Here is a 12577-nt window from a genome sequence, read left to right as displayed (position 1 = left end):
TTTCATGCTCAAATACCCTATTAATCCATATTACATCTTCAACTTTACACTAGCAATTAAAAGCTGCATGGCCCCCAGCATCATAGCTTCGGGGTAATAAGCCAGTCCTCCCTTGATATAGCGTTTAAAGAGCCTGTCGGCCAAGTCCTTTTCCCCGACCCCTTCATTCAGGCAATTTTTGATATACTCAAATCCTTTTTCTGCTGCTTGTATTGTTTGCTGGTAGAACTTATCCACTTCATCACCAAGCGGAATATCGCCATGTGCTACTCCCAGGATTTTAGCCGGATAGGACATAAGCTTATTAAGAGTATTCATATAGTTATCATAGCCCTGGAAAAAGACCGGAGAAATCTCGCTTTCGCTGCTGCGATAACCGGCGGCATCAGATAGAAACATAGCTTGATCCGTTTCCAGATAAGCAGCAATGGAACAAACACTATGACCGGGAGCATCCAGTATTTTAAGCTGCAACCCCTGCCCCAGACCCACAATATCACCTTCACCTACCGTACGATCCACCGGAATATTATCCAATTCTGAGGTATCCGGTTTTTCCTTTAAAAAACCGTTTTTAATATAAGATTCCGATACTATCGCATCATTGCGGTATAAATCCTTTACTATCCGCTCCTTGGAAAGCAGTTTCTGAGCCGTAGCACTGGCCAGTACCTGAGCCTCGGGAAAGATTTCTTTTAGAATAGGCACACCACAGGAATGGTCGAAATGAGAATGCAAAATTACTATGTACTTTACCTCTGGCTTATCCTGCAGTTGGGACCACTGCTCCTTAAATATTGCTGCTCCGGCTCTGGTCCCGCATTCCAGCAAGGCTGCTTTTTCCTTTCCTGCCAGGTAGAAGTTGAAATAACCATTACCCAATACCATTACGTTCTCGGAAAGCTTTTTCATCAAATAATCCCCCTTCATTTTTTCTCCCATTCACGCCTTCTTTCTTCATTCTCTGTAAATACCGATATTTCTCCCATTAAGCTTATTCTACTATATACAGCCGGCTTCTGTCCGCTTTCTTAACTTGATTTATGGTTATTCAACAGCTATCCTGCCCCCTGCCTGTTTTAATCTCATTCATAACCCGATTCTTGACTGGTATTCTTTTTATAAATACAACTTTATGGTAAATAGTTTTCTGGAGAATTAGTAAATATACGGATTGACAGACGCTAGTTTTGGACTGTGTCTTCGCGGTACTATAGTCAACTTCCGACTTTACTGCTAGAATGTAATATGAAAGGTACCGTCAATAGTATTGCACGCTTGAGTGTGCTGGATAATTTGTGCTACAAAACGGAGATGATTAACGTTGAAGACGCTGGCGGTGATGCAATGGGAACTTCGGGAGAATATGCGAAACTATAAAACTGCATTTTTACTGATGTTTATTTTTGGTGCCATACTAATGGCGCTGTATACGGAAGTGGGGCCTACGGCCAACTCTAAGAACGTGTTGGACCCCTTCTTTGAATTGTTTGCGGTTCTGTGCCCCATGATCGGCATTCTTACTGCAATGGATGCAGTAGTCGGCGAAAAGGAGAAGGGTACGATGGAACTGGTTCTGTCCAAACCGTTACCTCGCCGTTCTTTACTCCTGGGCAAATTCATGGCTTATGTATTCATGATTGTGCCCTTTCTGGTTGCTGAATTAATCGCCGCTTATTTCTGGGCACAGCTATCGGGTATTTCTCAGTACCGCTGGCATCTTCCCATGCCTTCCTTCAGCCAATGGATGACGTTTGTGGCAATCATTACCTGCGTATCTTTGCTATTCCTGGCAATTACGATACTGATATCAATGTTTGCACCGACTACAGCCACCACAGCACTTTGCGCCTTAGTCTTCATGGCCCCTGCCCATCCTCTCGGGGGAGAATTCCTTAGACAAGTCGGCCTGCGATTGCATATTGACAGTTTTGCCGGGCTGTCGATCATAGTAAAATTCTTTCTGAGTGTTTTCTCCAAGTATCAGAAGTACGCACTTTCCGTTCCCGATGATGCCGGACTTACCTGTGCATCGCTGCTAATCATGACATTTGTTGTGCTGCTGTCAGCCAGTATTATTTTCGAGCGGCAGAACGTAACCTTTAAGAATTAGGAGGAGGCACAATGAACGACTTCGCAGTTGATGCTAAAGGATTAACGAAATGGTATGGCGACCTTAAAGCAGTGGACAATGTGAGCTTTTCAGTCAAGAAGGGCGGTTCTTTCGGCTTGCTGGGGCTAAACGGAGCGGGCAAGACCACTACGTTTAAGATGATGGTCAGTTTAATCAGTCCCGACAGCGGAACTGCAATCGTGTCGGGGTATGATGTGGTTAAGGACCCTATGATGGTACGCTCTCACATAGGATATGTAGCCGAAAACCCAGCTTTCTACACTCGGATGACCACATTGGAAACTTTGCGCTATATATGCCGTCTGCTGGACGTCCCGATTAATGAACAAAACCGGCGTATCGACTACGCGTTAGCACTTGTTGGGCTGATGGATAAGAAGAACGTATTGGTGGGAGGTTATTCAAGAGGAATGAGGCACCGTTTAGGTTTGGCTCAGGCGTTGCTTTCAGACCCTCAAGTTCTCTTTTTAGACGAGCCTACACTGGGCTTAGACCCGCTTGGTGCGAAGAACATGAGGGAATTAATTCTGAGGCTGCGCCAAGAGAGGGAAGTAACCGTACTGATGTCCTCTCATGTCCTGCCGGAAGTTGAGGCTATTTGCGATGTGGTGGGAATTTTCGACCACGGCCATTTGGTGGCTATGGATACCATTGACCATCTGCGCAGTACCGCAAGCGATAGCCTGAATATTGAACTATCTATGGCAGGTCCGAATCAACAGGTGGCAGAAGCTTTGCATAAAATACCTGGAGTTAATCGTATTGAAGAGAGTGGAGACAGGTTATACATCAATGCCACCAAGCAAGAGGAACTCCGGCCTCGCATCATGCAGGAGGCTTTAGCACATGATGCCAGAGTATTGTCCTTTGGTTTACAGGAAAGCAGCTTGGAGGATATCTTGTTACGACTGGTCAAGAGCGACGTGAGTGATTTGCCCGAACGACGTTCAGGGTTTATTTCTTCCTTCTTCCGTTTGAACCGCAAAAGTAGATAGGGGTTATAAAATATAGGGTTCACACTTCTTTGCGGAAATCCGATACTTTTTAGCGTTATTCGGAATACGCTAAAAAGTATCGGATTTTGAGTGATTAGACAACTATCAGATCTTATAAAGATAAACTCGATGTGAGATATTTTGTTACGTTAATTATAAAAGTCCTTTCCTTATTTATTCGAATATTTTTCTCAAAGCATGTTTAATGCAAAAGGGATACCGCTTTATTAATTAAAGGCATCCCTTTGCATGTTTCCCCTTCATAATTTGCCTCTATTTCACAGCTTACAGCAGTTTCACAATCGTTGCGGCCGCTTCTGCTTTGGTCGTGTATCCCTGGGCCGGAAGCTGCTGTCAGGGTAGCCGCCGATGAAACCGCTTTTGCTGGCTACGGGTGGCTGGCAGGCCCTACCCGGTGGGCATCGCACCCGACCTGGCTCGGTCGCTCCCGTCCTTGCGCTAATTTAGTGGTGGGTTCCGCTTACTACCTTGACACCCATAGCTTCTGCTATCTTTTTAATTTCTTCCTTGTGGGGGCAAGCAGGATAAGAATTCTCCAACAACATACAGGAAGAAAGATGCAGTATGTCCAGGTTAAAAGGCTTTAATTTCTCTACCAATCTTGATACCCGCCTTCCCGGACACCCCCCACAAGTAAAAAACCCAATTATTTCAGTTTCCGGTCCGTAATCCTTAAAATATGCCCGCCTCTGCTTAAAGGCTTTAAAGCAAGCTACGCCCGGGCATACCTCAGAAACCGTTTCACAGCGTACAATGGCTATACGAGTGGGCTTTGGACCATCCTGTTCCGGCTGCTCTTCCGCAAAACTTATATGCTTTTCCCGGGCAATTTTTAAATCCTCAGCTGTTACCAGGTCTCTGCCAGCATTCCCCACATCCATCTCCACCGCTTTTTTTGCCATTTTGCGAACAAATACCGGTACCTTTTTAAGTTCAAGCTCAGCTTCCTTGGTCCACTTCATAGTTGATTTCACCTTCTTTATGTTGACTATTAATATAATTATCCAGCCAGTATGGCCCGAAGATCTTCTTCTGCCGAGCTAATGGGTTTAATACCGAAGTTATCTACCAGAAATTGCAATACTCCAGGGGATACAAAAGCCGGAAGAGATGGCCCCAGGCGAATATTCTTGATTCCCAGATAGAGAAGGCTGAGGAGAATGGATACCGCCTTTTGTTCATACCAGGACAGAACCAGGGACAAGGGCAGGTCATTGACTTCACAATCAAAGGCCTTCGCCAAAGCAACGGCTATTTGCACCGCTGAGTAAGCGTCATTACACTGGCCCAGGTCGATTAAACGAGGGATACCCTGAATATCACCCAACTGATAGTCGAAGAAACGGAATTTTCCACAACCCAGGGTGAGAATAATTGTATCGTTGGGAGCCTTATCCACCAGTTCGCTATAATAGCTTCTTCCAACCCTGGCACCATCACAACCGCCTACCAGCAGGAAATGTTTAATCGCTCCATTCTTCACAGCTTCAACAATAGCTCCGGCTACTCCCAGCACGGCTGAGTGGGCAAATCCGGCCAAAACCATGCCCTTATCACTATCATATTCAAAACCTGGCAATTCCAAGGCTCTATTTATTACTACACTAAAATCCTTATTTTCCACATGAGCAACTCCCGGCCAGCCTACCGGCCCGGTAGTAAAGATATTTTGGGCATAAGCTATCTGGGGTTCCTGAATGCAGTTGGTTGTCATCAATATAACCCCCGGAAAAGCAGCAAATTCCTTCTTCTGATTTTGCCAGGCTGTACCATAATGACCGACCAGGTGTTTATACTTTTTAAGTTCCGGATAACCATGAGCCGGCAGCATTTCACCATGGGTATAAATATTTATTCCCTTGCCATCAGTCTGCTCCAGCAGGATTTTGAGATCTCTTAGATCATGCCCGGAGACCAGAATGCATTTTCCAGCTTTCGTCCCCAGAGCCACCGGAGTAGGGGCAGGATGCCCGAATGATCCGGTATTACCGGCATCTAATAGTTCCATGGCCCGCAGGTTAATTTCACCACATTTCATAAGCAAGGTTAACCATTCGTTCATATCCTTTTCGCTTCCCAAATCAGCCAGAGCTTCGTAGATGAAATCATAAACAGACTGGTCTTCCTGTCCCAAAATAGCTGCATGGTGTGCATAAGCGGCAATTCCCCTAACTCCATAAAGCAGAAGCTGCTGCAATGAATTCAAATCAGGATCGCCTGACAGCTTTTCCAAGCCCGCCAGATCTTGTCCTTGTTCTAACATCTGCGGCATCTCTTTTGCCAGAACAAATGATTCCATAGAAGCTGGCAAGACTACCTCAACCCCCAGCGGCATCAGCTTCTCCTTTAATAATTCTATCTTCTTCTCCGCTTTTTCCAACCAGCTAATAAAATCGCTGGCATCGAAATTAACATTGGTTAAAGTGCTAAAGAGAGTCTCAGTAATGAAATAATTTAATTCCGTAGTAATCAAGCCGGCTTGATGAGCGGCCCTGGCGTAGATAGCTAAACGCCGCAAGGAAAATGTTAGGAGATCCTGCAAAACCGCCACCTCAGAATTCTTGCCACAAACTCCTACCACAGTACAACCTGCACCCTTGGAAGTCTGTTCACACTGATTACAAAACATCATATATTTCCCCTCTCTATAAGATATTGTTGATTATGTTTGTCTTATTTGTGGTAATACCGCCCAGGTTAAGGGCTCTTATCCATCACTTGGCCAGTTTCCCTTCTACTATATCTGCTATACTTTCCTGCTGTAATTCGTGCAACAAAGCCGCCTGGGCTCGCCCCAAAATACGTCTCACCTGGCAATCTGCCATATTAGGACAAGAATAACCCGGCGATAAACAAAGATTTAAAGCTAGAGGTCCTTCGATTGCAGTTATCACATCAGCAGTAGTAATCTTGTCTGCAGATACTGTTAGTCTCACCCCCCCTTGAATACCCCGTTGCGTACTGACTAATCCAGCCCGTGATAAAAGTTGCACCGTCTTTTGCAAAAACATGCCGGGTATATCCTGTTGCTCGGCAATAAGCTTGCTGGGTATCAATTCTCCAAAAGGAGATTTAGCAAGTTCAATTAATATCTTAATAGCATATTCGGTCTGGCGTGTGATCTGCATGGTGCAACTCCTTTTCAGACTAAGTTTGTCTTCTTGGTATTGTTTATAATATAATCATTTTTTAAAAGAATGGCAAGTACTTTATTATCTTTTTCTTGCAAATATTAATCCCGTTTAAATAAAAAAAAACCACCGTATAGACGATGGATTTATTAATTTCATGGTGCCCGAGGCCGGGGTCGAACCGGCACGAGGGGTAAACCTCGCGGGATTTTAAGTCCCGTGCGTCTGCCTATTCCGCCACCCGGGCATGTAGTTTTCTCATTTCGTATTTATCTCTAGCGCATGAATTAGTTTATCAAAACATCCTTCTTTTTGCAAGCAAAATGAGTAACTGGCTCGCTTTCCGATTTAGCAATTTTATATTCTAATAACATGAAAAAATGAGAGATTCTTTGCATAAAAAAACCTTCCCCAAAAACGGAAGGCTTTAGTTACTATTATGGAGGGCGGGACCGGATTCGAACCGGTGAATGGTGATTTTGCAGACCACAGCGTTAGCCTCTTCGCCACCCGCCCAAAATCTCTACTGCTATGCCTCGCTTATGCGATGTTATTATAACAAATAATTCACTAAAATACTATTCAAAACAAAAGCGTTACTTCGTAACGCCTGGAATTCAATGGAGCGGAAGACGAGATTCGAACTCGCGACCCTCGCCTTGGCAAGGCGATGCTCTACCACTGAGCCACTTCCGCATTTTTCATGGTGCCTCGGGGCGGACTTGAACCACCGACACGCGGATTTTCAGTCCGCTGCTCTACCACCTGAGCTACCGAGGCAGGTTTATCTCCCTCGAAAAAATAAGCGTATTATGGCGAAGCCGAAGGGATTTGAACCCTCGATCTCCGGCGTGACAGGCCGGCATGTTAACCGCTACACCACGGCTCCGCAACGAAGTTTATTATAGCATCAGCCTCTATTTTAGTCAACCATTAACAGCCCACTTTGTTTTAATCCTATAATTCTAGTATAGAGCACCTTTGCCTTTGTATCCTTTTATATAATAATTCTCCTATAATTATGACATCTCTGAAAACTCTTTTTATGAAGGTGAGCGATATTTATCATCTCCGCAACTTTGATTATTTCTTTCCCACATATTTGCTGGCATTAAGGCCAGCCACCTGTCCTTCTCCTACTGACTTCGCCACCTGGTAGGGAGGACCGGTACAATCCCCGGCGGCAAATACTCCGGGAAGATTGGTTTCCTGTTGCCGGTTAACCTTTATGTGTTTATCGCTTATCTCCAGGCCAGGAATTAAGCGATCAGGGGCCGTTTCTCCGCCCAAAACAAATAAACCTTCAACCCTTATTTCACTACCATCTTTTAGTTTTAACCCTTGAACAAAGTCAGAACCAATAATTTCCCCTGGTTTTCCATTTATAGTCTCTATTCTAGGGTCGAGTTCCATTGTTTCCTGGTAGAGAGGCAAATAATAAACCTTCCGGCAGATCTCCGCCATATAATTAGCTTCACTTTCCGCTTCGCTGCTGTGTGCTATTAACAGCACATCCTTGCTCCGATAAATGGGACCATCGCAGGTAGCACAGTAGCCCAATCCCCGACCTAGCATATCTTCCTCCCGGGGTAGTGTAGGTTTATAGGGGATGCCTGTGGCTATGATAATAGCCTTGCTCTTTAGCAATTCTCCCTTGACCAGTATATTATATACTCCCTCAGCTTCATTTATGGCTTCTGCCTTAGTGCTGATGATTTCAATACCCATGTCCAGAGCATGTTCCATAAAGCGATTCAGCAGTTCTTCCCCTCTAACTCCGGGAATACCCAAGTAATTATCGATTTTCTGGGCCTTGTGTAAGGGCGGGCTGCATATCTCGGCCCCGATTATCAATACTTTTTTATTTCGTATGGTCGCATTTATGGCTGCAGATAAGCCCGCCGGGCCACATCCCAGTATAGTAATATCGTAAAATTCGTTTTGCATAAGAACCCCCATAAAATAATCTATAGCAACTAAAGTTAATTAACTTATTATATTATAGTCCAGAGACAAAAACACTGATGTTCCTGCTCCTCATACCTTACCCCTCACTCCTTACTTTCTTATTAATTATACCCAACTACGGGTTTCTTCAACAATCTTTTCAACTGTTTCCTTAATAATGTTATACTCTATAAAAAAAGCTACAGGAGTGATAGTCTTTGAAATATTTAGTAATCCTGGGAGACGGGATGGCTGATTATATTATTCCGGAACTAGGGGATAAAACTCCCCTGCAATATGCCTATACCCCATATATAGATTTGCTGGCCAAAAAAGCCGTTATCGGCCAGGTCAATACCATTCCACCCGGTTTTCCCCCGGGAAGCGATGTGGCTAATCTCTCAGTAATGGGTTATGATCCCAGCCGTTATTATACGGGACGATCCCCCCTGGAGGCAGTAAGCATGGGGGTGGAAATGGGGGATGAAGACCTGGCTTTACGCTGCAACCTGGTATGCCTGTCAACTGAATCAGAATATAGTGAGCGCAAGATGCTCGATTACAGTGCGGGGGAAATTGATACCCGGGATTCCGCCGTGTTGTTGCAGCTCCTGGAAAAAGAATTGGGCAGTGCTAGTTTTAATTTTTATCCCGGTATCAGTTACCGGCACCTACTGCTATGGAAAAACGGATTAGGTCGAGAAATAATCTTAACTCCCCCTCATGATATTTCCGGACGCCCAATTAAAGAATACCTGCCTCAGGGACGCGATTCCGCCCCCCTCCTGGAAATAATGAGAAAAAGCTCTCTTATCCTGCAGCAGCATCCCTTATACCGGTCTCGCCTGGAGGCTGGACATAATCCGGCTACTTCGGTTTGGTTCTGGGGGGAAGGGAGTAAACCTTCACTGCCGAGCTTTCAAGAGAAATTCGCTCTTCATGGCTCAGTAGTAGCAGCAGTAGACCTGGTAAAAGGATTAGGCATTTCTGCCGGGCTTAAACCGGTATCGGTAGCAGGAGCCACCGGCGGCATAGTAACCAATTTTGCCGGTAAGGCCAGAGCCGCTTTAAACGAATTAAAACAGGACCAGGATTTTGTGTACTTGCATATTGAATCACCTGATGAAGCCGGCCACCAGGGCAATCTGGAGAAAAAAATCTGGAGCATAGAGCAGCTCGATAAAGAGGTGGTATCTTTGGTAGTAAAAGAAATGGATGAGTTCGAGGAACTGCGGGTATTGATTCTACCGGATCACCCCACTCCCCTGACCATCCAGACCCACTCATCCGAACCCGTGCCTTTCCTGTTTTTTGACAAGAACCGTCCGCAGGAAAATCCAGCGGGGGTTTATGATGAAATTAATGGCAGTCAGGGTATGATTATTGAGCAGGGCCATGAGCTCATGGATTTTTTCATTCGCGGTAAATTATAAAGGGGCTGTAATAATAACTGAAACTGAAAGCAAAAGGGATGTTCCTTTTGCTTTCAGTGTTTTAAGAAAAAGTGAGGAAAAAGCCTGGCAATAAGAGGTTATCCCCCTTGGCCCTCACTCTGTTTTTATTGCGACTTATGCCTGCCAGTATGAGAATTACCCGACAAAGCCGGTTTATCCCAGTTGCAAAAAAGACATAAGCATTTCTTCCATCCCCTGCTGGGAGCAGACACTGCGATGTCTGATTTCCCTTCTATCCAGTTCTTGCAATCCTGCAGGTATAGTTACATCGGTATGCTGTGAGAGCAACTTCATTAATTCAAATTCATCCTTGCCCCTCATCTCTTCAGTCTCCAAAACAGCCTGAGCCACGTTGCTGGCAAATTTAAAGGGGCTGGCGGTGGAAGCAATAATACTTATAGTCTTATCCCCGGTTTCAGAGCGGTATTTTTGATAAACATTTACGGCCACAGCCGTATGGGTATCTAATAAATAACCCCGCTCCCGCCAAATGTCGCGAATGGTAGCAATGGTCTCTTCGTCGGTGCAAAAATCCGCCCAGAATATGTCCTGAACAGCGTTACGAGTAGCAGTATCTATTTCGTATCGTCCCCTATTCTTCAAGTCTTCCATCCAGGCAACAACTCGCCTGGCATCATGAGCGGTTACTTCAAATAAAAGCCTTTCCAGGTTGGAGGAGATAAGAATGTCCATGGATGGGGATATAGTCTTTTCAAACTTGCGCTGGCGGTCATAGATACCAGTCTGGATAAAATCAGTCAGAATATTATTGGCATTTGATGCACAGATCAGCCTTTTTACTGGAATCCCCATCCGGGAGGCATAATAAGCCGCCAGAATATTCCCGAAATTCCCGGTGGGCACCACTATATTTATTGATTCCGCTTCCCCAAGTATCCCAGTAGCCTTCAATTCAAGATAGGCCGCCACATAGTATACAATTTGGGGCAATAACCGTCCCCAGTTAATGGAGTTGGCCGATGACAATTTCTGCCCGTTTTGCAGCAGCCGGGCGGCAAATTCTTCGTTGGAAAAAATCCTTTTAACCCCGTTCTGGGCATCGTCAAAATTACCGCGAACTGCAACCACATAAACATTATTGCCTTCTTGGGTCAGCATTTGACGTTTTTGTATTTCACTTACACCCTCATCCGGATAAAAGACAATAATTTTCGTTCCCGCCACGTCTTTAAATCCTTCTAAAGCCGCCTTACCGGTATCCCCGGAGGTTGCTACCAGGATGACTATTTCCGCCTTTTCTCCCGTTTTACGAGCACTGCTGGTTAAAAGCTGTGGGAGCATCTGTAAGGCCATATCCTTGAAGGCGGCGGTAGGGCCATGCCACAGTTCTTGAATATATACTCCTGTATCAAGTTTTACCAAAGGTGCTATTCTCTCGTTATCAAAACGGTCCTGATTATAAGCTCCATCAATGCAGCTCTTAATCTCATCATCACTAAAATCACTCAAAAACTGCCTGATAATATGAAACGTTTTTTCCTGGTATGAACCACTGGCCATGGCAGTTAATTGCTTGTCATCCAGATGGGGAATAGATTCAGGAACAAAAAGACCTCCATCCGGGCTAATCCCCATTTTTATAGCCTCGGCGGCGGTGACGGAATGGTATTTTCCTCGACTACTCTCATATTTCACGATTTTTTCCTCCTTCAAGACTATCCTGGGAAAAGGATATACTAATCAGTATAATTATTATAACGAGGTAAAATATGTCCCGATTCTTTAAGTGGCCGGGTTCCTATTAACAACACATACGGTGGGTTCTAATCCCCCGCCTCGTTGCAGCGTTGTGTTGAAACCGCTCCGCAGTTTCTTCCGATGCTTAAATAAAGAAACAAAAGGAGAAGAGACAGTTAGTTCTCCTCCTGCCGCAAACATCAAGAGAATTCTGTTCTATATTCTATACTTAAAAACCCCGCAGGTAAATGCAACGAAATTTTTTAAACTGCTTGACCATAAGAAGAGAGCGTTTAATTGACTCCACTGCAAAAACCCCTTTTCTTGCAGAAGGGGTTGCATAAATATACAAAGTGAGCGTTGGCGAAGCATGAATGCGACACCCGGCGAAGGCGAGCACCTTTATCCATGAAGCTTTTGGCAAGAGATTGGAATTGAATTTAGAGGAGGTAATTTCTGTGGGACAAGCCATTATCGCCGTCCTGGGTCTGATTCTGGCCAAGTTAATCTTAGATGTTGTCAAGGAAAATATAAGCAGTAGCAAGAAAACATCTTCTCCGGGACCCATTATAGACCTGGGTGATACCTGGGTAGACTTGAGTGAAATCTCCAGTCGCCAGCGTGAAAGCCTGCTTTCCAAAGAGGAAATCTTGCTTTTCCAGATGCTTGATAGCATCCTGGTCAACAGTAATTATCAGGTTTTTCCCAAAGTTAGGCTGGCTGACCTGCTAACCCCAAACCCCAATATCCCCAACCGGGCGGAATACAAGCGCCGTCTCCGGGAAAGGGTGGTTGACCTGCTAATAGTGGAAAAGCAAAACCTGAAGCCGCTGTTATTAATCCTCACCAAAGGTTGGCAAAACAAGAAAGCTGAACCTGACCAGCTTAGTATACAGAGCATAGAAACAGCTGGCCTTCGCTATTTGATAATTAAGTTGGATGACTTACCTTCTTCCAGTAGCCTGCTAAAAAAGCTACGCGAAGCTGGATTAAATATATAATTAATAGTCGCCCCTGAATGATTTTGAGACCTTATTACTTGGCTTGCTCATATTTACTTACATCTCGCCGCTACCGCCGGCGATAAAATAATTATACCCATAAGTCTACGGAACCGCTCGCGATTTATCTGCCGCCCCCTGGCTTGCATTTCCGCAGTGATTCTGCGGTATCCATTATAGGGGTATTTGGTATAAA

At 44.8% G+C, this 12577-nt stretch carries 10 protein-coding genes and 5 tRNA genes; 4 read left to right on the top strand and 11 right to left on the bottom strand.

The features are described 5' to 3' along the window. Positions 1–30: 30 nt before the first annotated feature. Positions 31–912, bottom strand: coding sequence for an MBL fold metallo-hydrolase (locus tag AWB54_RS04255; protein WP_061213416.1), 882 nt, complete (start codon positions 910–912; stop codon positions 31–33). 412 nt (positions 913–1324) lie between these two features. On the opposite strand from AWB54_RS04255, the gene AWB54_RS04250 reads away from it, so the two are divergent. Next, positions 1325–2113 carry an ABC transporter permease gene (locus tag AWB54_RS04250; protein WP_061213367.1) on the top strand — a complete coding sequence of 263 codons (789 nt, stop codon included), beginning with the start codon at positions 1325–1327 and terminating at the stop codon, positions 2111–2113. A gap of 11 nt (positions 2114–2124) precedes the next feature. After that, a complete protein-coding gene (locus AWB54_RS04245; protein WP_061213366.1) occupies positions 2125–3129 on the top strand; it encodes an ABC transporter ATP-binding protein in 1005 nt (334 codons plus the stop codon). Between the two features lie 464 nt (positions 3130–3593). Here the strand turns inward: AWB54_RS04245 and AWB54_RS04240 are convergent, their stop codons facing one another. The 9 genes from AWB54_RS04240 to AWB54_RS04200 form a co-directional block, all read right to left on the bottom strand. Then, on the bottom strand, positions 3594–4112 hold the full coding sequence (locus tag AWB54_RS04240) for a CGGC domain-containing protein (RefSeq protein ID WP_082736010.1): 519 nt from the start codon (positions 4110–4112) through the stop codon (positions 3594–3596). 38 nt (positions 4113–4150) lie between these two features. After that, positions 4151–5779, bottom strand: coding sequence for a hydroxylamine reductase (hcp, locus tag AWB54_RS04235; protein WP_061213365.1), 1629 nt, complete (start codon positions 5777–5779; stop codon positions 4151–4153). A gap of 85 nt (positions 5780–5864) precedes the next feature. Then, positions 5865–6278: an RrF2 family transcriptional regulator gene (locus AWB54_RS04230; RefSeq protein ID WP_061213364.1), complete on the bottom strand. Its 414-nt coding sequence runs from the start codon at positions 6276–6278 to the stop codon at positions 5865–5867. Between the two features lie 161 nt (positions 6279–6439). Next, positions 6440–6528: transfer RNA gene (locus AWB54_RS04225), tRNA-Leu, on the bottom strand. A gap of 193 nt (positions 6529–6721) precedes the next feature. Further along, a tRNA-Cys gene (locus AWB54_RS04220) sits at positions 6722–6797 on the bottom strand. A 105-nt stretch (positions 6798–6902) separates the two neighbouring features. Further along, positions 6903–6977 (bottom strand) — tRNA-Gly (locus tag AWB54_RS04215). A gap of 8 nt (positions 6978–6985) precedes the next feature. Further along, positions 6986–7061 (bottom strand) — tRNA-Phe (locus AWB54_RS04210). 33 nt (positions 7062–7094) lie between these two features. Continuing rightward, a tRNA-Asp gene (locus tag AWB54_RS04205) sits at positions 7095–7170 on the bottom strand. 194 nt (positions 7171–7364) lie between these two features. Then, positions 7365–8228 carry an NAD(P)/FAD-dependent oxidoreductase gene (locus tag AWB54_RS04200; RefSeq protein WP_061213363.1) on the bottom strand — a complete coding sequence of 288 codons (864 nt, stop codon included), beginning with the start codon at positions 8226–8228 and terminating at the stop codon, positions 7365–7367. A gap of 218 nt (positions 8229–8446) precedes the next feature. Between AWB54_RS04200 and AWB54_RS04195 the strand changes: the two genes are divergently transcribed. Then, entirely contained in the window at positions 8447–9661 is a 1215-nt protein-coding gene (locus AWB54_RS04195; protein WP_061213362.1) for a cofactor-independent phosphoglycerate mutase, read from the top strand. A gap of 174 nt (positions 9662–9835) precedes the next feature. Here AWB54_RS04195 and thrC read toward each other — a convergent pair whose 3' ends face one another. Next, positions 9836–11338 (bottom strand): threonine synthase, encoded by a 1503-nt coding sequence (gene thrC, locus AWB54_RS04190; RefSeq protein WP_061213361.1) that lies wholly within the window; start codon positions 11336–11338, stop codon positions 9836–9838. A gap of 500 nt (positions 11339–11838) precedes the next feature. Between thrC and AWB54_RS04185 the strand changes: the two genes are divergently transcribed. Beyond that, entirely contained in the window at positions 11839–12381 is a 543-nt protein-coding gene (locus AWB54_RS04185) for a DUF2726 domain-containing protein (RefSeq protein WP_061213360.1), read from the top strand. The last annotated feature ends 196 nt before the right edge of the window (positions 12382–12577 follow it).

Source organism: Syntrophomonas wolfei subsp. methylbutyratica (genome assembly GCF_001570625.1).
Taxonomy (GTDB): Bacteria; Bacillota; Syntrophomonadia; order Syntrophomonadales; family Syntrophomonadaceae; genus Syntrophomonas; species Syntrophomonas methylbutyratica.
The sequence above is the reverse complement of the archived record's forward strand: the minus strand, read 5'-3'. Positions and strand labels throughout refer to the sequence as shown.